The 22,392-nt window shown below is 66.9% G+C and carries 21 protein-coding genes; 7 read left to right on the top strand and 14 right to left on the bottom strand.

Translation table 11 applies throughout. The features are described 5' to 3' along the window. Nucleotides 1–70 precede the first annotated feature (70 nt). A complete protein-coding gene (locus ACVJ6E_RS07805; RefSeq protein ID WP_120267762.1) occupies nt 71–1,336 on the top strand; it encodes a DUF2865 domain-containing protein in 1,266 nt (421 codons plus the stop codon). Here the strand turns inward: ACVJ6E_RS07805 and ACVJ6E_RS07800 are convergent. The 7 genes from ACVJ6E_RS07800 to ACVJ6E_RS07770 form a co-directional block, all read right to left on the bottom strand. Then, nucleotides 1,299–2,672 carry a glutamate--tRNA ligase gene (locus tag ACVJ6E_RS07800; protein ID WP_120267761.1) on the bottom strand — a complete coding sequence of 458 codons (1,374 nt, stop codon included), beginning with the start codon at nt 2,670–2,672 and terminating at the stop codon, nt 1,299–1,301. The genes ACVJ6E_RS07805 and ACVJ6E_RS07800 overlap by 38 nt on opposite strands. A 9-nt stretch (nt 2,673–2,681) precedes the next feature. Next, nucleotides 2,682–3,929, bottom strand: coding sequence for an MFS transporter (locus ACVJ6E_RS07795; protein ID WP_120267760.1), 1,248 nt, complete (start codon nt 3,927–3,929; stop codon nt 2,682–2,684). A 222-nt stretch (nt 3,930–4,151) separates the two neighbouring features. After that, nucleotides 4,152–5,360 carry an MFS transporter gene (locus ACVJ6E_RS07790; RefSeq protein ID WP_120267759.1) on the bottom strand — a complete coding sequence of 403 codons (1,209 nt, stop codon included), beginning with the start codon at nt 5,358–5,360 and terminating at the stop codon, nt 4,152–4,154. A gap of 76 nt (nt 5,361–5,436) precedes the next feature. Next, nucleotides 5,437–7,149, bottom strand: coding sequence for an NAD+ synthase (locus ACVJ6E_RS07785; protein ID WP_120267758.1), 1,713 nt, complete (start codon nt 7,147–7,149; stop codon nt 5,437–5,439). 105 nt (nt 7,150–7,254) lie between these two features. After that, nucleotides 7,255–7,791, bottom strand: a complete 537-nt coding sequence (locus ACVJ6E_RS07780; protein ID WP_158592630.1) for a response regulator — start codon at nt 7,789–7,791, stop codon at nt 7,255–7,257. A 266-nt stretch (nt 7,792–8,057) separates the two neighbouring features. Then, nucleotides 8,058–9,443 (bottom strand): class II 3-deoxy-7-phosphoheptulonate synthase, encoded by a 1,386-nt coding sequence (locus ACVJ6E_RS07775; protein ID WP_120267756.1) that lies wholly within the window; start codon nt 9,441–9,443, stop codon nt 8,058–8,060. Between the two features lie 287 nt (nt 9,444–9,730). Beyond that, nucleotides 9,731–9,886 (bottom strand): hypothetical protein, encoded by a 156-nt coding sequence (locus ACVJ6E_RS07770; protein WP_158592629.1) that lies wholly within the window; start codon nt 9,884–9,886, stop codon nt 9,731–9,733. 374 nt (nt 9,887–10,260) lie between these two features. On the opposite strand from ACVJ6E_RS07770, the gene ACVJ6E_RS07765 reads away from it, so the two are divergent. Genes ACVJ6E_RS07765 through ACVJ6E_RS07745 form a run of 5 tightly spaced genes read left to right on the top strand, consistent with a single transcriptional unit; the run spans nt 10,261 to nt 14,216 of the window. Further along, on the top strand, nt 10,261–10,488 hold the full coding sequence (locus ACVJ6E_RS07765; protein WP_097176479.1) for a hypothetical protein: 228 nt from the start codon (nt 10,261–10,263) through the stop codon (nt 10,486–10,488). Next, a complete protein-coding gene (locus tag ACVJ6E_RS07760) occupies nt 10,485–11,957 on the top strand; it encodes a TolC family protein (RefSeq protein WP_120267754.1) in 1,473 nt (490 codons plus the stop codon). Before ACVJ6E_RS07765 ends, ACVJ6E_RS07760 begins: the two co-directional genes overlap by 4 nt. Before the next feature lie 17 nt (nt 11,958–11,974). Beyond that, entirely contained in the window at nt 11,975–13,363 is a 1,389-nt protein-coding gene (locus tag ACVJ6E_RS07755) for a copper oxidase (protein WP_120267753.1), read from the top strand. 34 nt (nt 13,364–13,397) lie between these two features. Further along, nucleotides 13,398–13,919, top strand: a complete 522-nt coding sequence (locus tag ACVJ6E_RS07750) for a cupredoxin family protein (protein WP_208996628.1) — start codon at nt 13,398–13,400, stop codon at nt 13,917–13,919. A gap of 15 nt (nt 13,920–13,934) precedes the next feature. Continuing rightward, nucleotides 13,935–14,216 carry a copper-binding protein gene (locus tag ACVJ6E_RS07745; RefSeq protein WP_208996627.1) on the top strand — a complete coding sequence of 94 codons (282 nt, stop codon included), beginning with the start codon at nt 13,935–13,937 and terminating at the stop codon, nt 14,214–14,216. 41 nt (nt 14,217–14,257) lie between these two features. On the opposite strand, the gene ACVJ6E_RS07740 is transcribed toward ACVJ6E_RS07745, so the two are convergent. Continuing rightward, the gene (locus tag ACVJ6E_RS07740) at nt 14,258–14,857 is read right to left on the bottom strand and encodes a gamma-glutamylcyclotransferase (protein ID WP_120268343.1); all 600 of its coding nucleotides are present in this window, start codon (nt 14,855–14,857) and stop codon (nt 14,258–14,260) included. Nucleotides 14,858–14,971: 114 nt separating this feature from the next. Here ACVJ6E_RS07740 and ACVJ6E_RS07735 point away from each other — a divergent pair, with 114 nt between their 5' ends. Further along, nucleotides 14,972–16,180 (top strand): aminotransferase class V-fold PLP-dependent enzyme, encoded by a 1,209-nt coding sequence (locus tag ACVJ6E_RS07735; RefSeq protein WP_120267752.1) that lies wholly within the window; start codon nt 14,972–14,974, stop codon nt 16,178–16,180. Nucleotides 16,181–16,258: 78 nt separating this feature from the next. Here the strand turns inward: ACVJ6E_RS07735 and sufA are convergent, their stop codons facing one another. From sufA to sufB, 6 genes are all read right to left on the bottom strand, one after another. After that, on the bottom strand, nt 16,259–16,636 hold the full coding sequence (gene sufA / locus ACVJ6E_RS07730; RefSeq protein ID WP_067215589.1) for a Fe-S cluster assembly scaffold SufA: 378 nt from the start codon (nt 16,634–16,636) through the stop codon (nt 16,259–16,261). 280 nt (nt 16,637–16,916) lie between these two features. Further along, the gene (locus ACVJ6E_RS07725) at nt 16,917–17,303 is read right to left on the bottom strand and encodes an SUF system Fe-S cluster assembly protein (protein ID WP_067215591.1); all 387 of its coding nucleotides are present in this window, start codon (nt 17,301–17,303) and stop codon (nt 16,917–16,919) included. 7 nt (nt 17,304–17,310) lie between these two features. Then, nucleotides 17,311–18,558: a cysteine desulfurase gene (locus ACVJ6E_RS07720; protein WP_120268342.1), complete on the bottom strand. Its 1,248-nt coding sequence runs from the start codon at nt 18,556–18,558 to the stop codon at nt 17,311–17,313. Between the two features lie 128 nt (nt 18,559–18,686). Further along, the gene (sufD, locus tag ACVJ6E_RS07715; RefSeq protein ID WP_120267751.1) at nt 18,687–20,012 is read right to left on the bottom strand and encodes a Fe-S cluster assembly protein SufD; all 1,326 of its coding nucleotides are present in this window, start codon (nt 20,010–20,012) and stop codon (nt 18,687–18,689) included. A gap of 17 nt (nt 20,013–20,029) precedes the next feature. After that, nucleotides 20,030–20,785: a Fe-S cluster assembly ATPase SufC gene (gene sufC, locus ACVJ6E_RS07710; RefSeq protein ID WP_067215596.1), complete on the bottom strand. Its 756-nt coding sequence runs from the start codon at nt 20,783–20,785 to the stop codon at nt 20,030–20,032. 53 nt (nt 20,786–20,838) lie between these two features. Continuing rightward, on the bottom strand, nt 20,839–22,311 hold the full coding sequence (gene sufB / locus ACVJ6E_RS07705) for a Fe-S cluster assembly protein SufB (RefSeq protein WP_120267750.1): 1,473 nt from the start codon (nt 22,309–22,311) through the stop codon (nt 20,839–20,841). Nucleotides 22,312–22,392 lie beyond the last annotated feature (81 nt).

The raw sequence follows: 22,392 nt of genomic DNA, 5'->3' as shown, positions 1-22,392 counted from the left end.
CGCCATAGTCGGCCGCGTTGGACCCTGGCTACGGTCAGGCAACGCTCTTTTGCTCAAGCGGATCGCATCGATGGCTCTGGAAACCGGCATTGGAAAAGGACTGCTGCGCGGCCTCGTGGCTGCGGGCCTGGTCCTTGCCGTCAGCGGCCCGGCCATTGCCGCCAGCTGCTCGGCCCTGCGTGCCGAACTCCAGCAGATTTCCGCCGGCGGCTCGCGCTCTCCCGAATATGCCAAGTGGGACGATGCCCACCGCGCCCAGTCGCAGGCCTTGGGGCTGGCCGAGCGCGACTTCCGCCATCTCGGCTGTGGCGGCGCGGCCAGCGCCCCGTCCTGCAAGGGGCTGAAGCCTAAGATCGAGCGCATGCGCGCCAACCTTGCCAAGATCGACCGTCAGCGCGCCCGCCACGCCGGCAGCCGCAGCACCGGTCGCGAGGCGGCCCTGCGAAAGGCCCTCGCCCGCCAGAACTGCGATGCCCCGCAGCAGGCCCGCGCGCCTGCAAATCCCGGCATCCGCTCTGCTCCGCCCTCCGGCGGCGGCTTCCTCTCGCTGTTCGGCATCGGCCGGGGCAACGGCGCGGTGACGCATCAGGCCGCCGTGGAGCCGCAGCGGACGGAGACGCGGCCGCGCTCGACCGTGCGCTTCAGCTCCGGCGACAACGCCACCATGGTTCGCCGGCCCTCCGGACCGACCTACCGGACCATGTGCGTGCGCATGTGCGACGGGTTCTTCTTCCCCGTCAGCTTCTCCACCGGCGAGGAGGGCTTCGGCCGCGATGCCGCCGTGTGCCGCTCCATGTGCCCAGGCGCAGAAGCCGAACTCTTCGTCCATCGCAATCCGGGCGAGACGGTCGAGAACCTCGTCTCCATCACGGGCATGCCCTATGGCGACCTGCCCAACGCCAACCGGTTCCGCGTCGCCTATGTAGAAGGGTGCGGCTGCCAGCCGAGCGCCGACCGCCAGACCATGGCGAGCCTGATCCGCAGTGGTGACGACGAGGCCGCCAGCTACCTGCGCGATGTCGATGTCGAGGCCGGCGTGAAACAGGAACTGCGCAGCGGCGTCACGCCCGACGGGATCGGAGCCGACGACGCACAGCAGGCCATCGAAACCCTGCAGCTGCAGGACCCGGACACGCGCACCAACATGGAGCTCGGCTATTCGCCGGTGCGCCAGGGTCCGTCGCTGCCGGTTCTGGGCTCCCCCTCGCGCCACAAGGCGGAAGTCGCCACCTCGGCCGAGCTGCCGGCCGCGAACGCCGGCACGGAAGGCTCGTCGGAGCCTCCGGCCGAGCGCAATGTCAGGATAGTCGGGCCGCGCTATTTCGTTGCCCAATAAGCGGCAGCAGGGCTTTCATGTCCGGCCCGTGCTCTTCGCCCGTCAGCGCCTTGCGCAGCGGCAGGAACAATGCCCGCCCCTTCCGGCCCGTTCGCTCCTTGAGCGCGCCCGTCCAGGCTCCCCAGGTGGTCTCGTCGTAGGGCTCGGGCGGCAGAAGCTCTGCCGCCTCGCGAAGGAACGCACCGTCTTCCTCGGCAACCGACAGCGGCTGTGGTGACGTCACCGCCCGCCACCAGCGCGCAGCATCCGCCACCGTCTCGCAATTCTCCCGCACCGCCAGCCAGAAGGCCTCGCCCCCCGGATACGTCTCGGCGATACCAAGGCCCGACAGCCTGTCCGCGACCGCAGCATATGGCAGGGCATGCACCAGCTTCGCATTGAGCGGCCGCAGCTCCTGCGGATCGAACTTGGCCGACGAGCGCGACACGTCGGCCAGATCGAAGATCTCCGCCAGCCGGGACAGGTCGTCCGCCGGCTCCACCGCATGGCTGGTACCGGTCAGAACCGCCAGCGAGGCAACCGCCATCGGCTCGAACCCGTCCTCGCGCAGCGAGCGCAGCGACAGCGCACCCTTGCGTTTCGACAGGCCTTCGCCGGAAATCGTCGTCAGCAGGTTGTGATGGCCGAAGATCGGCGGGGCCGCGTCCAGCGCCTCGAAAATAGCGATCTGCACGCCGGTATTGGCCACATGATCCTCGCCGCGGATGACATGGGTCACCCCGGCGGCGATGTCGTCGACGATGGAGGGCAGCGTGTAGAGATAGCTGCCGTCCTCGCGCACCAGCACCGGATCCGACAACGAGGCAAGATCAATGCTCTGCGCCCCTCGGCACAGGTCGTCCCAGCTGCGTTCCACCCGCCGCGTGACGAAAGGATCGCCGTCGTGGTTCGGCAGCAGGAAGCGCCAGTGCGGCCGTCGCCCCTCCGCTTCCAGCCGCGCCCGCTCCGCGTCATCGAGGCGTAGCGCCGCCCGGTCGTAGACCGGCGGGCGCCCGAGCGCGCGCGCCCTTGCGCGTCGCCGCTCCAGCTCGTCCGACGTCTCGTAGCAGGGATAGAGCAGCCCGGCCGCCTTGAGCTTTTCGGCCGCCGCATCGTAGAGCGGCAGCCGGTCCGACTGGCGGAAGCTCTCATGCGGCGCGATGCCGAGCCAGCCGAGATCCTCCGCGATCGCTGCGGCGAACTCTTCGGTCGAGCGCTCCTTGTCCGTGTCGTCATAGCGCAGGATGAAGCGCCCCTCGCGGCGCAGCGCGAAGAGCCAGTTGATCAGCGCCGGACGGGCATTTCCGATGTGCAGGAAGCCCGTGGGCGACGGGGCGAAGCGAACGGTGACTGTCATGGCCACCTCTTAGCCGGAAGCAGGTTCCCCCGCAACGCCGCCCTCCGCCTGGCGCTGCCGCACGTGGCGCGACACCAACGTGAGGGCCAGCGCCGCCAGCAGGCAGTAGAGCGCCATGGCATAGACCTGCAGCGAATACGGCACGCCCGCATCGATCAAATAGCCGGTGAGGCCCGGCCCCAGCGCCGAGGCAAAGACCATCATCGCCACCGTCACGGAGCGGATCGAGCCGAGGTGCCGCGCGCCATAGATCTCCGGCCACAAGGCGCCGAACAGGGTCGAGCTGAACCCGTAGCTGATGCCGAGCAGCGCCATGAAACCGAACGCGGCGAAGGGGTGAGTCACCGTCCCCAGCAGCACGCAGGCGAGCCCCAGCGGCAGCAGGAAGGTGGGCAGCAGCCGCAGGGCCGTCACCTTGTCCACCAGATAGCCGGCCAGCAGCGCGCAGCTGATGGTCATCGCCGACATGGCCATGAAGGCCGAGGCGAACAGTTCCATCGACCAGCCGCGCAGCTCCACCAGATAGACCTGATGGAAGAAGATCGTCGTTCCGATGAAGGGCGGCGCCAGCGTGCCGGCGGAAATGATCCAGTAGGCCGGATCGCGCAGCACCTCCGCGCGGGTCCATTGCCGCTGCGCCACCGGACGCTCGTCCGTGTGGATGGTGCCGCGCGGCACCCGCTCGACCTTCAGCAGCAGGAGCAGCGCCGGCAGCGCCACCAGCACCAGCACGGCAACGCCCAGCCACCATGTGCCGCGCCAGCCCAGCAGGCCGGCCAGCGTCACGAAGACCAGCGGCAGGCTCGCCTCGCCGCACTGGATCCCGAGCGAGGCGATGGAGACCGCGCGGCCGCGCTGCGCATCGTACCAGCGGCCCATCGCGGTCATCGCCACATGGGTCATCATGCCCTGACCGAACAGCCGCAAGCCGTAGAGGACCACGAACAGCATGGCGACCGAGGAGACGCTGGCCATCCCGGCGGTGAACAGCGCGAGCCCCGCCACCACGCCGCCGGCAACCAGCGCCAGCGGGAAATTGTCGACCACCTTGCCGACGAAGGTCAGCGACAGCGCCGAGCACAGGGTCGCGGCCATGTAGAGCCCGCCGAACGCGCCGTGGCTCAGCCCGAACTCGGCCCTCAGGTCTCCCGCCACCAGCGAGATGAAATAGGTCTGCCCGAAACTGGAGAAGAAGGTCAGCAGCAGTCCGGCCGCAAGCCAGCGGAGATTGTCGCGCAGGAAGGTGAAGAAGGACATGGCAGCAATCCGCGGCAAAAGTGGCAAGTCCGCAAGCCGGCAAGCCCGCCTCCCGCACCAAACCGGAGCATGGCGCGGAGCGAAGGGCGGTGCGACCGCAGGTCGATCATCATGTGGAGCGCAGGCCGGCGGCACCGGTCGCAGGACCAGGAAAGAGCGGTCAGGATAGAGAAACTTCTCGCCCGGCGAAAGAGATCGTCCTTTTCGACAAGGCCGGCGGGTTCAGGCGGACACAGCCCCTGCCCGCTGTCTCCACGCCAGAACGGCAAGGCACACGAGCGCCGCCAGCGCCAGCATCGCCAGCCCAGAGGCATAGACCGCCACGCCCGCGACACCGGCACTGTCGAGCACAAGGGTCACCAGCAGCGGCCCTGCTGCCATCGCGACATTGCTCGGCAGCGACAGGTTGGCCGCCGCGCGCGCATAGCGGCTTGCCGAAAAGAAGCTGAGCGGCAGCAGCGCACGGGTCAGTGCCGAAATGCCCGAGCCGAAGCCGTAGAACGCGATGAAGAGATAGAGCAGCGAAGCCTGCCCGTCGGCGAGGAGCAGCAGCAGGGGCGAGCCCACCAGCAGCGCGGCGGCAATGAGGCCCGAGGTCAGCGGCGTTGCGAACCGCCCCGCCAGAATATCGGCAAGCCGCGCCGTGATCCCGAGCACCGAGCGCAGGGCGCCGAGCTCCAGGGCCAGAGCCGGCGAGGCACCCGACATCTGCAGCAAGGCGATCAGCGACGGTGCGAGACCCGTGGTAACCAGGCTGAAAACGATGGACACCAGCGCGATCAGCCAGAAAGCAAGGCGCGCCTGTGCCTGCGTCAGCCGCAACGGCTCGACAGCGGCGGCCGCGGCCCGCGCTGCACCTCCGTCCTCGTCGCGCGGCGACGGCAGGGCGAAGAGATAGAGCGGGCACAGCACTGCTTGCGTTCCGGCCGCTGCCAGCATCGCCATGCGCCAGCCGATCGCCCCTTCCAGCAGGCTCCACAGCGGCCAGGCGACGGCGGCCGACAGGCCGGTGAAGATCATCAGGATGCCGATGGAGCGCCGGGCACCCGCCCCTTCCCGCTCGACCACCGCCGCATTGCACGGCACGGTCAGGCCGAGTGCGCCGCCAATCCCCATCACCAGCCAGGCGGCGTAGTAGAGCACGACACCTTGCGCCAGGCTCATGGCGAGAAGCCCCGCCGCCATGGTCGCAGCTCCCGCTGCGAGCACCCTTGCAGCGCCATGCCGCTCGATCAGCCGTCCGGTCAGCGGGCCCGCGAACCCGCCCAGAAGCATCATCGCCGTCAGGCCGCCGAAGGCGAGCGCGTTCGACATCCCGAGCTCGGCGGCGATCTGCCGACCCAGCACGCCGGGCATGTCGAAGGTCGTTCCCCAACCGACGATCTGGCCGGCGGCAAGGATGGCGACCAGGCGAAGCCTGTCGAGACGCATGGTCCCTCGCGCGAGGGCTCGTGTGGCAGGAGCGGCAGCAGCCCGGCCGGGCTTGGCTGCCACTGAAAGACGCGGCCTAGCTGCGGTCGCGGAAGCGGTTGGTGATCGGATAGCGGCGGTCGCGGCCGAAATTCTTGCGGGTGATCTTCACGCCCGGCGCCGACTGCCGGCGCTTGTACTCGGCGATGTAGAGCAGGTGCTCGATGCGGTGGATCAGCTCGCGGTCATGGCCGCGCGCCTCGATATCGCCCACCGACATCTCGTTCTCCACCAGGCACTCGAGAATGTCGTCGAGCACGTCATAGGGCGGCAGCGAATCCTGATCCGTCTGGTTCTCGCGCAGCTCCGCGGTCGGCACCTTGTCGATGATGTTGACCGGGATGACTTCGCCCTCGGGGCCGAGCAGGCCGTCCGGCCGGTTGGCGTTGCGCCAGGCGGCGAGCCGATAGACCTGCGTCTTGTAGAGATCCTTGATTGGGTTGAAGCCGCCGTTCATGTCGCCGTAGAGCGTCGCATAGCCGACGGACATTTCCGACTTGTTGCCCGTGGTCGCGACCATGGAGCCGAACTTGTTGGAGATCGCCATCAGGATCGTGCCGCGCGCGCGCGACTGCAGGTTCTCTTCCGTCACGCCGCTGTCGGTGCCGGCGAACAGGCCCGAAAGCCCTTCCGAAAAGCCCTCCACCGCCGGGGCGATCGCCACCGTGTCGTAGCGCACGCCGAGCGCCTTGGCGCAGGCTTCGGCATCGACGAGGCTCTCCGTCGAGGTGTAGCGATAGGGCAGCATCACGCAGTGGACCTTGTCGCCCCCCAGCGCATCCACCGCCATCGCCGCCACCACCGCGCTGTCGATGCCGCCGGACATGCCCAGCACCACGCCCGGAAAGCGGTTCTTGTTCACATAGTCGCGAAAGCCCAGGACGCAGGCCTGCCAGCGCGCGGCATCGATATCCGGCAGATCGGCCTTCGGCCCGTTCTCGCAGACCCAGCCTCCATCCGCATCGCGGCGCCAGTCGGTGATCGCGATCTCCTCGACGAACTCGCCCATCTGGAAGGCAAGGCGCCGGTCGGCCTGCAGCGCGAAGGACGCCCCATCGAACACCAGTTCGTCTTGGCCGCCGAGCTGGTTGCAATAGACCAGCGGCAGGCCCGTCTCGACCACGCGCTGCACCATCACCTGCAGACGCACCTCGGGCTTGCCGGCATAGAAGGGCGACCCGTTCGGCACCAGCAGCAGCTCCGCGCCGGTCTCCTCCAGGCACTCGCACACTTCCTCGGTCCACGCATCCTCGCAGACCGGCAGGCCGATACGGATGCCGCGAAAGCCGACCGGTCCCGGCAAGGGGCCAGCCTGGAACACGCGCTTTTCGTCGAACTCGCCGTAGTTCGGCAGATCGTATTTGAACCGGACACCCTCGATGCGTCCGCCGTCGATCAGCGCCACCGCATTGTGCAGCTTGTCGCCCTCGCGCCACGGCAGGCCGATCACGACGCCGGGCCCGCCATCGGCGGTGTCGGCGACCAGCTCGTCCAGCGCTGCCCGGCAGGCGGCGACGAAAGCGGGCTTGAGCACCAGATCCTCCGGCGGATAGCCGGACAGGAACAGCTCCGACAGCAGAACGAGATCGGCCCCGGCGGCGGCGGCTTGCGCACGGGCGCGGCGCGCCAGCGCCAGGTTGCCCTCCACGTCGCCGACGGTCGGGTTCATCTGGGCCACCGCCAGCCGCAGCCTGTCGGCAGGGCCGGAAGAGACGGTTTTCAGGGAGGATTCGGTCGGTGTCGCGCTCATGAAAACGGGTGTAGCCCGGCCCTTGCGCTTGCGCAATCGGCGAGAGCGCATGGGCGGGTCGCGCAACGCGCGTCGCCGCCCCTGGGGCCGCGGAACGTCACTCGACTACAGGTAAACAGTGCCCTGCCCGCCGGCGGAGCGCTGCGCCTTCAAGGCTGCCGCCGCCACTTCAGGCGCCGGCATTGCCGACGGCTCATAGCTGCCTCTTGGGGCCGGTCGCAACCGGTCCACCGCCCGCACGAACGGCCTGTGCTCGGTCAAGACCCGCTGCAGGCGCTGGTAGAGCATGGCCGGCGAAACCGGTTTTGCCAGGAATTCGTGGATGCCGAGCTCCACTGCCTTGAGAACAACGGGCTTGCGCGCATCCGCACTCACCATGATCACCGGCGTGGTGGCCACGCCCGTATCGGTGTCGCTGCGCAGGATCGAAAGAAATTCCGCACCATTGAGCGGCGACATCACCCAGTCGCAAATGACGACATCGGGCTTTCGCTCCAGCGTTACCGCCAGACCGTCCGCTCCGTCCGACGCATCCGAGATACGCCGAATGCCGAACCCGTTCAGGATCGCCCTGAACAGGCTGCGCATATGCGAGTTGTCGTCGATAACCAAAACCGACACTGCTGAAAGGTCGAGTAACATGCCGTTCGGTCCCCTCCCGATTGGCTCATACTTATAAATATACGAAATACGGAAATATTTCGTTACGTAAGTTTCAGACGATAACATCGATTGCAGGGGCGCTCATCTGCTCGTCCGACCTGCGGCCTCGGCGCGCGATCCATACCCGCAATACCTTTCGGGAAGCCTACCGCCCGGCGCGGCAGGGCACGAAAACGACAACGCCGCCGGGAGGATCCCGGCGGCGTCGATGACGATTGCGTGCTCCGGCAGTGAACCGAAGCGGCTCAGGCGATGGCCGCCTCGCGCTCCGGATTGCCGCGCAGGTCGCGCTCCTTGCGGACGTTCTCGGCCACCATGAAGGCGAGCTCGATCGCCTGCTCGGCGTTGAGGCGCGGGTCGCAATAGGTGTGGTAGCGGTCGGCGAGATCCTCGGCCGTCAGCGCCCGGGCACCGCCCGTGCACTCGGTCACGTTCTTGCCGGTCATCTCCACATGGATGCCGCCCGCGTAGCTGCCTTCGGCCCGGTGCACCGCGAAGAAGGCCTCGACCTCCCGCATGATGCGATCGAACGGCCGCGTCTTGTAGCCGTTGGCGGTGACCGTGTTGCCATGCATGGGATCGCACGACCACACGACCTTCCGGCCCTCGCGCTCCACGGCGCGCACCAACTGCGGCAGGTGCTCGAACACCTTGTCCGCGCCGAAGCGGCAGATCAGCGTCAGCCGGCCTGCCTCGTTGGCCGGGTTCAGCGTGTCGATCAGGCTCAGCAGTTCGTCGGCCTTCAGGCTCGGACCGCACTTGAGGCCGATCGGGTTCTTGATGCCGCGGAAGAACTCGACATGCGCATGATCGGGCTGGCGGGTGCGGTCGCCGATCCACAGCATGTGGCCGGAGGTGGCGTACCAGTCTCCGGACGTGCTGTCGACGCGGGTCATCGCCTGCTCGTAGCCCAGCAGAAGGGCTTCGTGGCTGGTGAAGAAATCCGTCGAGCGCAGCTGAGGCGCGCTATCGGGATCGATGCCGCAGGCCCGCATGAAGTCCAGGCTCTCCGAGATACGGTCGGCCAGAACCTGATAGCGGTGGCTCTGCGGGCTGTCCTTGACGAAGGACAGCATCCAGCGGTGCACATGGTCGAGATTGGCGAAACCGCCCTGCGCGAAGGCGCGCAGAAGGTTCAGCGTCGCGGCCGACTGGCGATAGGCCATGACTTGGCGCTGCGGATCCGGCTCGCGGGACTCCGGCGTGAAGGCGATGTCGTTGACGATGTCGCCGCGGTAGCTCGGCAGCTCCACGTCGCCCTGCTTCTCCATCGGCGAGGAGCGCGGCTTGGCGAACTGGCCGGCGATGCGGCCGACCTTCACCACCGGCTGAGCCGAGGCATAGGTGAGCACGACGGCCATCTGCAGGAAAACGCGGAAGAAGTCGCGGATGTGGTCCGCGTGGTGCTCCGCAAAGCTCTCCGCACAATCACCGCCCTGCAGCAGGAAGCCGCGTCCTTCGGCCACTTCGGCGAGCTGGGCCTTCAGCTTTCTCGCCTCACCTGCAAAAACGAGCGGCGGAAAGTCGGACAGGCGGCGCTCCACTTCCGCGAGCGCGTCCGCGTCGCGATACTCGGGCACCTGCACGATCGGCATCGACCGCCAGCTATCCGGTGTCCAGTTCTGCGCCATTGTTCCAACTCCGTATAAACGACCTTCGGCAAGATCTTGTGCCTGCAGGCATCCGCTCCGGTTGCGTGTTTCGTTTGTCCCCCCTCTGCCCGATCGGATGTTGCGTGGGCATAGGGTGCGGGGCGTTATACACGCGGCAGCAGGGCGAGGCCACAGATAACGTTGAAACAGATGTGGCCGGACGGGGCCGCCCGGCCGGGCCGCGCACCGCCGAGCGACCCCGGATCACATTGCCGAGAGGACGGACAGACGGCGCGCTGGCCTCTTGCATCCGAAGGACTTCTGAATCACTCTCCCGCCTCATGGAGAGTCGCGTCCGCCTCTTTGCCGCAACCTTGTGCCGCCTCGTTCTCGTGGCGTTGATTGCGCTCGCCGGTGCAGCCCCCGGCGGCCTCGGCGAAGCGATGGCCGCAGCGGATCGGATGGACGTCTCCGACAGTCATGCGCACGCCTCGTCTCCGACGGTGTCCGCGCATGAGGCAGGCGAAACGCATGCCGGATCCCATGGCACCGCCCATTCGCATGCCGCAACCTCCAAGACTTCGCCCGGCAAGGCACCGCAGGACTCCCATCATCACGAGGGCTCGGCAGTCGATTGCTGTCTGTCCTTCTGTTTTCCGGGCCTCGCCAGCGATTTCGTTGACGGCTTCGACCATCTCTCCGCTGCACAGCCGGAGAGCGACCACGAGGTTCGCCTCGAGCCGCAGCCGCCCCACCTGACCGACCGCCCCCCTCGAGCCTGACCTGCCGGCCTGAAAAGGCCGTTGCCGCGCGGTGATCCTGCGCGGCCGCATTCTGTCATTCTCGAGGACTTGTCATGATATCCAGACTGCTTGCGGCTCTCGCGCCGCTGGCGGTGGCTGCCTGTGCCACCGTCCCGGCAACCGTGTCCGGTTACGGTCCGCTGCCGGAAGACCCGCACGCCGCCGTTCCAGCCCTGCGACCGGCCAGCGTCGTCGCTCCCTATCAGCACCGCGTGCCCGTCGAACCCGGCAACTGGCGCAACCTCAACGACCGTCAGGCCCCCGGCGGAGGTGCGTCATGAGGCCCGCCCTTCGTTCCCTCGCCGTGTTGACGGCGCCCCTGCTGCTCGGCGGCTGCATCGCCACGGCTGCTACGGATGCCTACGGGCCCGGCGATGCCGGCTTCGTCACCGTCGCCGGCCAGGTGGCGCCGGCGCTCGGCGGCAACACCCCCACATGGGTCCAGACCCCCGAGCAGGCCCGCGCGGCCTCCGAGCGCGTGCGTTCCATGGTCCACAAGAAGACCATCAGCGCCGAAACCGCCGTTCAGGTGGCCCTGATCAACAATCGCGGCCTGCAGGCGGCCTATTCGGATCTCGGCATCAGCGCCGCCGATGCCTGGCAGCAGACCCTGCTGCCGAACCCGAACATTTCGGTCGGCCTACTCGGCATCGGTCAGCCCGGTCTGGTCGCCTTCAAGACCATCGAGGGGATGGTCGCCAACAACATCCTGGCCCTCCTCACGCACAAGCGGCGCAGTGAGATCGCCGAGACCCGCTTCCGCCAGGCGCAGATGCGGGCGGCGGAGGAAACCCTGCGCGTGGCCAACGAGACGCGCAGCGCATGGATCGAGACGGTCGCCGCCTTCGAGACGGTCGCCCTCCTCAACCAGGCTCGTCAGGCCGCCGATGCGGCCTCCGAGCTTGCCGAAAAGCTCGGTGAGACCGGCGCCATGCCCAAGGCCGCGCAGGCGCGCGAACACGCGTTCAACGCGGAACTGGTCGGCCAGATCGCGGAGGCCCGGCTTGCCGCGCGGCTCGCCAAGGAAAAGCTCGCCCGCGCGATGGGACTATGGGGCGCGGACACCGCGTTCTTCGTGCCCGACGCGCTTCCCCCGCTTCCCGGCCGCCTGATGAACAAGGAGCATGTGGAGCGGGAGGCGCTGCAGCGCCGGGTCGACCTGCAGATCGCGAAGATCGAGCTGGAGGCCACGGCCCGCGAGCTCGGACTGACCGAGGCGACCCGCTACGTCACCGATCTCGGCCTCGTCGCCGGCTTCGAAAGCGAGCGCGAGAAGGAGGACGGCAAGACCCGGCTCACCGGCACGGCCCAGGTGGAGCTGGATTTCGCGATCCCGATCTTCGACAGCGGCGCGGCCCGCATGAAGAAGGCGGAGTTCACCTACATGCGTGCCGCCAATCGCCTGGCGGAACGTGCGGTCAACATTCGCTCGCAGGCGCGCTCCGCCTATCTGGCCTACCGCGCCTCGCACGAGATCGCCCGCCACTACCGCAACTCGGTCCTGCCCCTGCGCAACCAGATCGAGGAGGAATCCCTCCTCACCTACAACGGCATGATCACCAACACGTTCGAGCTGCTGGCCGATACCAGGGCGCGGATCGGCACCGTCCTGATGGCCTCGCGCGCCAAGCGGGACTTCTGGCTCGCGGAAGCGGGCCTGGCCGCCGCGATCCATGGCGGCGGTGAAGCCCCGGCCGCAGGCGGTGGCGGCGAAGCCGCGGTCGCCGATGCCGGCGGCGGCGGACATTGATGGCGAAGGAGACTGCAATGCTGAACAGACGTCAGATCCTGGGCGCCGGCGCTGCGGGCGCGGCCCTCGTGTCCTCCACCGCCTGGTCCCAGACCAGCAATCGCGGACTGCCTGAGGCGGCGACGATGGACACGCCCGCAACCCAGGCCCCGCTCACCCCCACCTCGGGCCCGGACTACAACCCCGTCGTTACCCTGAACGGCTGGACCCTGCCCCACCGCATGAACAACGGCGTCAAGGAGTTCCACCTCGTCGCCGAGCCGGTGGAGCGGGAGCTTGCCGACGGCATGACTGCCTTCCTGTGGGGCTACAACGGCCAGTCCATCGGCCCGACCATCGAGGCGGTGGAAGGCGACCGGGTCCGCATCTTCGTCACCAATCGCCTGCCCGAGCATACCTCGGTGCACTGGCACGGCCTCATCCTGCCCTCGGGCATGGACGGCGTCGGCGGCCTGTCACATCCGGGCATCCCGCCGGGCAAGACCTTCGTCTACGAGTTCGACCTCGTGAAGAGCGGGACGTTCATGTACCACCCGCACGCCGACGAGATGGTGCAGATGGCCATGGGCATGATGGGGTTCTTCATCGTGCATCCGAAGGACCCGGCCTTCATGCGCGTCGACCGCGACTTCCTGATCATGCTCAACGCCTTCGACATCGATCCCGGCTCCTACGTGCCGAAGATCATGACGATGACCGACTTCAACCTGTGGACCTGGAACAGCCGGATCTTCCCGGACATCGATCCGCTCGTCGTCGGGCTGGGCGACCGGGTGCGGGTGCGCGTCGGCAACCTGACCATGACCAACCATCCGATCCACATGCACGGCTACGACTTCGAGGTCACCTGCACGGATGGCGGCTGGGTGCGTCCGGAGGCCCGCTGGCCCGAAGTGACGATCGACATTCCCGTCGGCGCCATGCGCGCCTACGAGTTCGATGCGGTCCATCCGGGCGACTGGGCAATCCACTGCCACAAGTCGCATCACACGATGAACGCCATGGGCCACGACGTGCCGACCTTCATCGGCGCCGACAAGCGCTCGGTCACCGCGAAGATCCGCAAGCTCCAGCCCGAATACATGCCGATGGGCTCCAACGGCATGGCCGAGATGGGCGAGATGGAGATGCCCCTGCCCGACAACACGGTCCCGATGATGGCCGGCTGGGGGCCGCATGGCCCGCTGGAAATGGGCGGGATGTTCTCCGTGGTGAAGGTCCGTGAGGGCATTCAGGCGGGCGATTACGCCGATCCCGGCTGGTACGAAAACCCTCCCGGAACGCAGGCCTGGGAATGGACCGGCGAACTGCCGGACTTCGCGCGCGCAGACAGCGCCGCAACCGCCGGCCCCCAGGCCCCGCAGGCAGCTCCCGCCGCACGTCCCGTCCACAAGCATGGCGGCTGAGGCCGCTCTCATCCCCGGAAGAAAGGAAGACCGAATGAAATTGATCCGCACGAGCGCTCTTGCCGCCGTTTGCATTCTTGCCCTTGGCACGGGCGCCGCCATCGCAGCCGGAAGCCATTCCGGCGGTCACGGCCATGACAAGTCCGACGGCCATCACGAGGCGATGATGTCGGTCGGCAAGCCCGGCAAGGCCGCGGATGTCAGCCGCACCGTCGAGGTCACCATGAAGGAGAGCGACGACGGCCGCATGCTGTTCGAGCCCTCCCGCCTCGAGTTCAAGAAAGGCGAGACCATCCGCTTCGCCATCGCCAATGCCGGAGAGATCGAGCACGAGTTCGTCCTCGACGACCACAAGGGCGTCATGGAGCACAAGGAGCTGATGGAGCGCTTTCCGGACATGGAGCACGACGACCCGAACTCCGTGCGCCTGGCGCCGGGCGAAACCGGCGAGATCATCTGGACCTTCGCGAACGGCGGCTCGTTCGAGTTCGCGTGCCTCATCCCCGGCCACTACGATTCCGGCATGCACGGCGATCTCGTCGTCGGCAGCCACTGACCAAGGAGATCTTCCATGAAACTCGCAACAGCTCTCGTCGCCGCCCTGCTCCTCGTCTCCGGGGCCTCCACCGCGCTTGCCGCCGAGTTCACCAAGGGTGTGGTGAAGAAGGTCGACCTGCGCGGAAAGAAGGTGACGATCGTCCATGAGGAACTGAAGTCCCTCGACATGCCGGCCATGACGATGGTCTTCCGCGTCGCCGACGAGGCGATGTGGGAGCAACTGCAGGAAGGCAAGGAGATAGAGTTCGTCGCCGGCAGGGTGAACGGCAAGATCACCGTCACCGAACTGAAGTGACGCGGTGCGCCGGAGCGGCATCCCCCGCTCCGGCGCACGCCCTAGATGTCGATGTAGCGCAGGCCCGTCGTGGCCAGCTGCTCGTCGAACAGCGCCAGCAGGTCCGCGTTCAGCACCTGCGCGCGCGGATAGCGCGGCGCGCTCCGGTCGGCCAGCATCGGCGCCTCCCAGCCGTCCGTCGTCTCGATGAAGTGGCGCACGCCCTCCTCGCCCCAGAAGGCGTGAAAGCCGGCCAGCACGCAGTCTACATAGCTCTGCAGGATCGGGTGCTCGTCGTCGCCCGGCCGGCGGATTTCACTGTCCGCCTCATAGAGAAAGGCGCTTGCAGCCCCGGCCGCCCCGTCGTCGTCGCGGCGGAAGGACGGGCCGATGCCGTCGATCCGGCGATAGCGCCGCTCGCGCGCGTCGAGCTCGGCAAGCCGTTCGGCCGGCTCGCTCACCATCACTCCGCGGATCGCCGTATCCGCCGCCCGGCGCACCGTCAGCGTGCAGACCTTCGGCAGGTTCTCTGCCCCCGCCGGCCGCCACCAGGCACGCCATTCGCGCCGCCAGCCCGACAGGGTGCCCGCCTCGGCGACCGCCTGCGGCCCCAGCGTGCGCGTGTTGACGAGCGATCCGTAACCGAAATACGTGATAGTCATGCCCTGCGCTTCCATCCCCTTCCATTCGCGGTCGGGAGCCTTCGCGCCGTCCGCCCGCCATCGCTCCTGCCCGTCATTCCTGATCATCTTCCTGCCTAGAGGATCGCTCCGCCCATGACCACCATCCAACGCGCGCAATCTTTCGGCTGGACCGATGCCGACACCGCCCGCCTGCGTACCGATACGCCGGCCGCCGCCCGCCTCGTCCATTTCAACAATGCCGGCGCCAGCCTGCCGCCTGCGCCGGTTCTGGCCGCCGTGAAGGCGCATCTCGACCTTGAAGCCGATATCGGCGGCTACGAGGCTGCCGACCGGGCCGCCCATGCGGTCGCCGATTTCTACCCCGCGGTTGCCGCGCTGCTGGGCGCCGCCCCGCACGAGATCGCCTATGTGGAGAACGCCACGCGCGCCTGGGACATGGCGTTCTACTCGATCCCGTTCCGCCCGGGTGACCGGGTGATCACCGGCCGCGCCGAATACGTCTCCAACTATGTCGCGCTGCTGCAGATGAAGGCCCGCGCCGGCATCGAGATCGATCTGATCGACGACGACGAGACCGGCCAGATCGACCTGAAGGCGCTTGAGGCTGCGATCACCCCGAAGACCCGGCTTATCGCCCTCACCCACGTTCCGACCTTCGGCGGCCTCGTCAATCCGGCCGAGGAAGTCGGCGCCATCGCCCGCCGCCACGGGCTGCTCTACCTGCTGGATGCCTGCCAGTCCGCCGGCCAGCTCGCCCTTGATGTCACCCGGATCGGCTGCCACTTGCTTTCCGGCACGGGGCGCAAGTATCTGCGCGGGCCGCGCGGCACCGGTTTCCTCTATGTTTCGGACGCTGTGCTCGACCAGCTGGAGCCTGCCTTCATCGACCTGGAATCCACAGAGTGGATCGACGCCGACAGCTATCGCCTGGTCGAGGGCGCACGACGTTTCGAGAACTGGGAGCGGTATTTCGCCGGCCAGATCGGCCTAGGCGCTGCCGTGCGCTATGCGCTGGAGACCGGGCCGCAGCGGCTGGAGGATCGCATCTCGGCGCTTGCCGCCCTGCTGCGCAGCGAACTCGGCAAGCTCCCGGGCGTCGCGGTGCACGATCGCGGCATCCGCAAATGCGGCATCGTCACGCTGACCGTGGACGGCGAAGCACCGTCCGAGACCAAGGCGCGGCTGACGGCGACCGGCATCAACACCTCCGTCTCGTCCGCCTCCTCCTCGCGGATCGACCTGCCGCGCCGCGGCCTCGACGCGGTCCTGCGCGCCTCGCTTCACGCCTACAACACGGAAGTTGAGATCGAGACCCTGCTGAAGGCCCTGCGGGGCGCTTGAGGCGAGCTGACATGAAAAACCCCGCCGGACGGTCGCGTCCGGCGGGGTTTTATTGTGTCCAAAGCTCTGATCGGCCGTTCAGCCCTGCGCCGCGAAAGCCTCCGCGTCCGCCTCTTTCAGCGAGACGGACTCGCCGCAGCCGCAGGCCGAGACCTCGTTGGGATTGCGGAACACGAAACCGGAGCGGAACTTCGTCACTTCGTGATCCATCTCCGTGCCCAGCAGGAAGAGCGCCGCCGAGGGCTCGATGAAGATCTTGACGCCCTTGTCGTCGATCACGTCGTCGCCCGGCTTCGCCTCCTCGACGAGGCTCATGTCGTATTCCATGCCGGCGCAGCCGCCCTTCTTGATCCCGACGCGCAGGCCGAGAACGGGCTTGGCCGAATTGCCGACGATCTCGCGCACGCGCTCGGCGGCGGCGTCCGTCAGCTTCAGGACCTGGAATCTGGAACCCATATCCGTTTCCCCGATTCTAGCGGTTAGTCACCCAAATCTGAAGTTCGTCACATTTGGCGGCGTGCTCTGAACGAACTTCAGATTTAAAAGGGTGACTAGCAAGTTTATGTTTCTAGTGTGGTTTTCGAATTTGAAATACGCTCTGACGGTCGCTGCCAAAACGAGGCGTATTTCAAATTCACCACACTAGCAGGTGCAAGATGCACCCGCGTTACCCCACAATATAGGGCCTGGCGCGGGCTCTTGCCAGTTCGCTCGGACCATCCGGCAGATCTGGCACTCAATACCAGTTGAGCGCCACCTTGGCCTCTTCCGACATTCGGTCGGGCGTCCACGGCGGATCGAACACCATCTGCACGTTGACGTCGCCGACCCCGGCGACCGCACTGACAGCGTTTTCCACCCAGCCCGGCATCTCGCCGGCGACCGGGCAGCCCGGCGCGGTCAGCGTCATGTCGATGGCGACCGAGCGGTCGTCCTCGATATCGACCTTGTAGATCAGGCCCAGCTCATAGATATCGCAAGGAATTTCCGGGTCGTAGACGGTCTTCAGCGCGCCGACGATATCGTCCGTCAGGCGCTTCAGCTCATCTTCGGAAAATGCGGAGCCGGTCGCCGAAATCTCGGCCTGGGCTTCCTCGTCCTGCGTCAGTTGGTCTTCGCTCATCTCGCCCTCATGCGAAAAAGTCGTGGGCCTTCTGCAGCGCCTCGACCAGCCTGTCGACCTCGTCGAACGTGTTGTAGAGGCCGAAGCTCGCCCGGCATGTCGAGGTCACACCATATCGTGCCAGCAGCGGCTGCGCGCAATGGGTCCCGGCCCGTACGGCAACGCCCTCGCGGTCGATGATCATCGACACGTCGTGCGCATGCACCCCCTTCATCTCGAAGGCGACGATGGCGCCCTTGTCCGGTGCCTCGCCGAAGATGCGGATCGAGTTGATCTGCTTCAGCCGCTGATGCGCGTAGTCGCGAAGGGCCGCCTCGTGCGCGGCGATCCGATCGCGGCCGATCGCGTCCATATAGTCGAGCGCGGCCGCAAGGCCGATGGCCTGGACGATCGGCGGCGTACCGGCCTCGAAGCGGTGCGGCGGGCTGTTGTAGCTCACCATGTCCTCGGTGACGTCGAGGATCATCTCGCCGCCGCCATTGAACGGACGCATCCGCTCCAGGTGCTCCATCTTGCCCCACAGGACGCCGATGCCGGTCGGACCGTACACTTTGTGGCCGGTGAAGACGAAGAAGTCGCAGCCCAGATCCTGCACGTCGACCGGCATGTGCACCGCCGACTGACTGCCGTCGACCAGCACCGGAATGCCGCGCGCATGGGCGATCCGGCAGATCTCGCGGATCGGCACCACGGTGCCCAGCACATTCGACATCTGGGTGATCGCCACCAGCTTCGTCCTGGGCGACAGGGTCGCCTCGAACGCGTCGATGTCGAAGGATCCGTCCTCGCGCACATAGACCCATTTCAGCACCGCGCCCTGCCGTTCGCGCAGGAAGTGCCAGGGCACGATGTTGGAGTGGTGCTCCATGATCGACAGGACGATCTCGTCGCCCTCGCCGATCCGTTCCGCGCCGAAGGTCTGGGCGACCAGGTTGATCGCCTCGGTGGTGGAGCGGGTGAAGATCACCTCGTCCTGCGACGGGGCGTTGAGGAAGCGGCGCACGGTCTCGCGCGCGGCCTCGAAATTCTCGGTCGCTGTGTTCGACAGGTAGTGCAGCCCGCGATGGACGTTGGCGTATTCGTGCGAATAGGCCTTGGTCACCGCGTCGATCACCGCCTGCGGCTTCTGGGCCGAGGCGCCGTTGTCGAGATAGACGAGCGGCTTGCCGTAAACCTCGCGCGACAGGATCGGGAAGTCGCGGCGCACCGCCGCCACGTCATAGGGGGCGCTTGCAACGGCACCGGGATCGGTCATCGACGTCATCTGCGTACTCCCGCTTCGCCGGGGCGACTACCCCGGCCTGTACGGTGCTGCCGGGGCCTTGAGCCCCGGAAGCGTGGCGGCGGGGCGTTACGCCCCCACAGCCTTTGATGCCGGGGCTTTTACGCTCCGGCGTCCAGCCAGGCGCGAATGCGCTCTTCGAAGGCCTCGACGATGATTTCCTCGCCGATCTCCTCGACCGCTTCCGACAGAAAGGCAAGAACCAGCAGCGTGCGGGCATCGGCCTCCGGAATACCGCGCGAGCGCAGGTAGAACAGCAGGTCCTCGTCGATCTGGCCGCTCGTGGCGCCATGGGCGCACTGCACGTCGTCGGCGAAGATCTCCAGCTCCGGCTTCAGCGACATTTCCGCATCGTCCGACAAGAGCAGCGACTGGGTCATCATCTGGCCGTCGGTCTTCTGCGCATGCGGGCGGACGATGATCTTGCCCTGGAAGATGCCCTTGGCGCCTTCGCCGACCACCGTCTTGAACAGCTCGCGGCTGTCGCAATGCGGCACCGCGTGGTCCACCACCAGCGTCTGATCGACATGCTGGCCGGCCCGCACCATGGTGATGCCGAGCAGGTCCGCGCGCGATCCCTCGCCCGTGAAGGCGACAAAGGACTGGTGCCGGGCAAAGCCCGACCCGATGCCCGCGCCGATCAGCTTGACCTGGGTCTCGGCCCCGAGCGTCACGACGGCCGTGCCGATATGAGTGGTGCCGGCGGCCTCCGCCTGCAGGCGGGCGACGGTCACCTCCGCGGCATCGGCGGCGCGGATGTCGGTCAGCGTGTTGGAGAAGCTCCCCTCGGCTCCGCCGACAAACGTCTCCAGCACGGTTGCCTTGGCGCCCTTGGCGGCCGCCACGATCACCCGCTCGCTGGTGCTGGCGGCAGTGGCCGACAGCGCGTGGACGATCTCGACCGGCTTGTCCAGCGAAGCGCCTTCGGGCAGCGACAGCACGAGGCCGTCGGCGCAGAAGATGGCGTTGAGGCCTGTCGCCGCATCGCCCGTGGCGATCTCCGGCAGCTGCATCAGGCTTTCGCCCTCTTCAGCCAGTGCCTCGGCGAGCGGACGCACGCTCACGCCGGCCTCGGCCAGCGCGGCAACGTCGGAAAGACCCGCGTGGAAGTGGCCGTCGACGATGAGAAGACGATAGCGCTCCGCCGAGCCGTACACGTTGTCCAGCGCGGCGACAGCCGCCTTGGCATCGTCGTCGCTGCGGCGTGCGGCAAAGGCCGGTACGCTCTTCAGCCTTGCCCGCAGGTCGGAGTATTTCCACTCCTCGACGCGGCGATGCGGCAGCCCGCTCTTGCGGAAGGCATCGAAGGCCGACTTGCGGATCTCGGCCACCGCCGCACCGCCCGGCAGGGCGTCGCGGTCACGGTAATAGGCCTCGGCGAGGTCGGTTTCGGCCCTGGTGTCCAGGGTGCGTGGTTCGATGGTCATGTCGTGTTCCTGACCTGTCACGCGGCCGCGTCGATGAAGTCGGCGTAACCGTTCTTCTCCAGCTCCAGCGCCAGATCCGGGCCGCCGGTCTTGACGATGCGTCCCTTCGACAGGACATGCACCACGTCCGGCACGATGTGGTCGAGCAGGCGCTGGTAGTGGGTGATCACCACGAAGGAGCGGTCCGGGCCGCGCAGGCGGTTGACGCCGTCCGACACCACCTTCAGCGCGTCGATGTCGAGGCCGCTATCGGTCTCGTCGAGCACGCAGAGCGTCGGCTGCAGCAGCGCCATCTGCAGGATCTCGGCGCGCTTCTTCTCGCCGCCGGAGAAGCCGACGTTCAGCGGCCGCTTCAGCATGTCCATGGTGATCTGAAGTTCGCCGGCCTTGTCCTTGACCCGCTTCATGAATTCCGGCGTGGACAGCTCCTCCTCGCCGCGCGCCTTGCGCTGCGCGTTGAGCGCCGTCTTCAGGAAGGTCATGGTCGCCACGCCCGGGATCTCGATCGGGTACTGGAAGGCGAGGAAGACGCCGGCGGCGGCGCGCTCGTCAGGCGCCAGCTCCAGCAGGCTCTGGCCGTTGTAGACGATGTCGCCCTCGGTGACTTCGTAGTCGTCCTTGCCGGCGAGGATGTAGGAAAGCGTCGACTTGCCGGAGCCGTTCGGGCCCATGATGGCGTGCACTTCGCCCGGCTTCACGACGAGGTCGATGCCGCGCAGGATCTCGGTGCCGTCTTCGGCGATGCGGGCGTGCAGGTTCTTGATCTCAAGCATGATGATATCCGTCGGTATTCTGGATGTGCGGTATGCGAGGCGGTCGGCCGGCGTCAGCCGACCGAGCCTTCGAGCGAAATGGAGATCAGCTTCTGCGCCTCGACGGCGAACTCCATCGGCAGCTGCTGGATCACGTCCTTGACGAAACCGTTGACGATCAGCGCCACCGCTTCCTCGTCCGACAGGCCCCGCTGCTGGCAGTAGAACATCTGGTCGTCGGAGATCTTCGAGGTGGTCGCCTCGTGCTCGAACACGGCCGTCGCGTTCTTCGACTCGATGTAGGGCACCGTGTGGGCCCCGCAATCCTGGCCGATCAGCAGGCTGTCGCACTGGGTGAAGTTGCGCGCGTTCGACGCCTTGCGATGCGCCGAGACGAGGCCGCGATAGGTGTTCTGCGACTTGCCGGCCGAGATGCCCTTGGAGATGATGCGGCTCGACGTGTTCTTGCCGAGATGGATCATCTTGGTGCCGCTGTCGATCTGCTGGTAACCGTTCGACACCGCGATCGAGTAGAACTCGCCGCGCGAATTGTCGCCGCGCAGGATGCAGGACGGGTACTTCCAGGTGATCGCCGAACCGGTCTCGACCTGGGTCCAGGAAATCTTGGAGTTCTTGCCCCGGCAGTCGCCGCGCTTGGTGACGAAGTTGTAGATGCCGCCCTTGCCTTCCTTGTCGCCCGGGAACCAGTTCTGGACGGTGGAGTACTTGATCTCGGCATCATCCAGCGCAACGAGCTCGACCACGGCCGCATGCAGCTGGTTCTCGTCGCGCTGCGGCGCCGTGCAGCCCTCCAGATAGGAGACGTAGGCGCCCTTCTCGGCGATGATCAGCGTGCGTTCGAACTGGCCGGTGTTCTTCTCGTTGATGCGGAAATAGGTCGACAGCTCCATCGGGCAGCGCACGCCCTCCGGCACATAGACGAACGATCCGTCGGTGAAGACCGCCGAGTTCAGCGTCGCATAGTAGTTGTCGGTGACCGGCACCACGGAGCCGAGATACTTGCGCACCAGCTCCGGGTGTTCCCGCAGCGCTTCCGAGATCGAGCAGAAGATGACGCCGGCCTTCTTCAGCTCTTCCTTGAAGGTGGTGACCACCGACACGCTGTCGAACACCGCGTCCACCGCAACGCGGTTCTTCGGCTCGACGCCAGCCAGGATCTCCTGCTCGCGCAAGGGGATGCCCAGCTTCTCGTAGGTCGCCAGCAGCTCCGGGTCGACCTCGTCGAGGCTCTTGGGCCCCGGCGCGGACTTCGGCGCGGAGTAGTAGTAGATGTCGTTGAAGTCGATCTTCGGGTACTCGACGCGGGCCCAGGTCGGCTCGGTCATCGTCAGCCAGCGGCGATACGCCTCGAGCCGCCATTCCAGCATCCATTCCGGCTCGTCCTTCTTGGCCGAGATGAAGCGGATGATGTCTTCGTTGAGACCCTTGGGAGCCTTGTCGGACTCGATGTCGGTGATGAAACCGTACTTGTACTGATCCACATCGATCGACCGGACGCGGTCGATCGTTTCCTGAACTGCAGGCATGCGTGTCTCCATCCACTGCGGTGTCAAGGACCGCGGGTTGTCGCACTATGTAATGGATGCGGCCTGGGCCGCATCCGGGTC

The organism is Stappia sp. G46H5W (assembly GCF_058448995.1).
This window is presented reverse-complemented; position numbering and strand designations above follow the sequence as displayed.

Coding starts and splice junctions, on each gene's coding strand:
- ACVJ6E_RS07765 (WP_097176479.1), top strand. CDS start 10,261: ATGATATCCAGACTGCTTGCGGCTCTCGCGCCGCTGGCGGTGGCTGCC.
- sufC (WP_067215596.1), bottom strand. CDS start 20,785: ATGCTTGAGATCAAGAACCTGCACGCCCGCATCGCCGAAGACGGCACC.
- ACVJ6E_RS07720 (WP_120268342.1), bottom strand. CDS start 18,558: ATGACCGATCCCGGTGCCGTTGCAAGCGCCCCCTATGACGTGGCGGCG.
- ACVJ6E_RS07785 (WP_120267758.1), bottom strand. CDS start 7,149: ATGAGCGCGACACCGACCGAATCCTCCCTGAAAACCGTCTCTTCCGGC.
- ACVJ6E_RS07760 (WP_120267754.1), top strand. CDS start 10,485: ATGAGGCCCGCCCTTCGTTCCCTCGCCGTGTTGACGGCGCCCCTGCTG.
- ACVJ6E_RS07780 (WP_158592630.1), bottom strand. CDS start 7,791: ATGTTACTCGACCTTTCAGCAGTGTCGGTTTTGGTTATCGACGACAAC.
- ACVJ6E_RS07745 (WP_208996627.1), top strand. CDS start 13,935: ATGAAACTCGCAACAGCTCTCGTCGCCGCCCTGCTCCTCGTCTCCGGG.
- ACVJ6E_RS07740 (WP_120268343.1), bottom strand. CDS start 14,857: ATGACTATCACGTATTTCGGTTACGGATCGCTCGTCAACACGCGCACG.
- ACVJ6E_RS07795 (WP_120267760.1), bottom strand. CDS start 3,929: ATGTCCTTCTTCACCTTCCTGCGCGACAATCTCCGCTGGCTTGCGGCC.
- ACVJ6E_RS07750 (WP_208996628.1), top strand. CDS start 13,398: ATGAAATTGATCCGCACGAGCGCTCTTGCCGCCGTTTGCATTCTTGCC.
- sufA (WP_067215589.1), bottom strand. CDS start 16,636: ATGGGTTCCAGATTCCAGGTCCTGAAGCTGACGGACGCCGCCGCCGAG.
- ACVJ6E_RS07725 (WP_067215591.1), bottom strand. CDS start 17,303: ATGAGCGAAGACCAACTGACGCAGGACGAGGAAGCCCAGGCCGAGATT.
- ACVJ6E_RS07775 (WP_120267756.1), bottom strand. CDS start 9,443: ATGGCGCAGAACTGGACACCGGATAGCTGGCGGTCGATGCCGATCGTG.
- ACVJ6E_RS07735 (WP_120267752.1), top strand. CDS start 14,972: ATGACCACCATCCAACGCGCGCAATCTTTCGGCTGGACCGATGCCGAC.
- ACVJ6E_RS07800 (WP_120267761.1), bottom strand. CDS start 2,672: ATGACAGTCACCGTTCGCTTCGCCCCGTCGCCCACGGGCTTCCTGCAC.
- ACVJ6E_RS07755 (WP_120267753.1), top strand. CDS start 11,975: ATGCTGAACAGACGTCAGATCCTGGGCGCCGGCGCTGCGGGCGCGGCC.
- ACVJ6E_RS07770 (WP_158592629.1), bottom strand. CDS start 9,886: ATGACTGTCGGAGACGTCCATCCGATCCGCTGCGGCCATCGCTTCGCC.
- sufD (WP_120267751.1), bottom strand. CDS start 20,012: ATGACCATCGAACCACGCACCCTGGACACCAGGGCCGAAACCGACCTC.
- sufB (WP_120267750.1), bottom strand. CDS start 22,311: ATGCCTGCAGTTCAGGAAACGATCGACCGCGTCCGGTCGATCGATGTG.
- ACVJ6E_RS07790 (WP_120267759.1), bottom strand. CDS start 5,360: ATGCGTCTCGACAGGCTTCGCCTGGTCGCCATCCTTGCCGCCGGCCAG.
- ACVJ6E_RS07805 (WP_120267762.1), top strand. CDS start 71: ATGGCTCTGGAAACCGGCATTGGAAAAGGACTGCTGCGCGGCCTCGTG.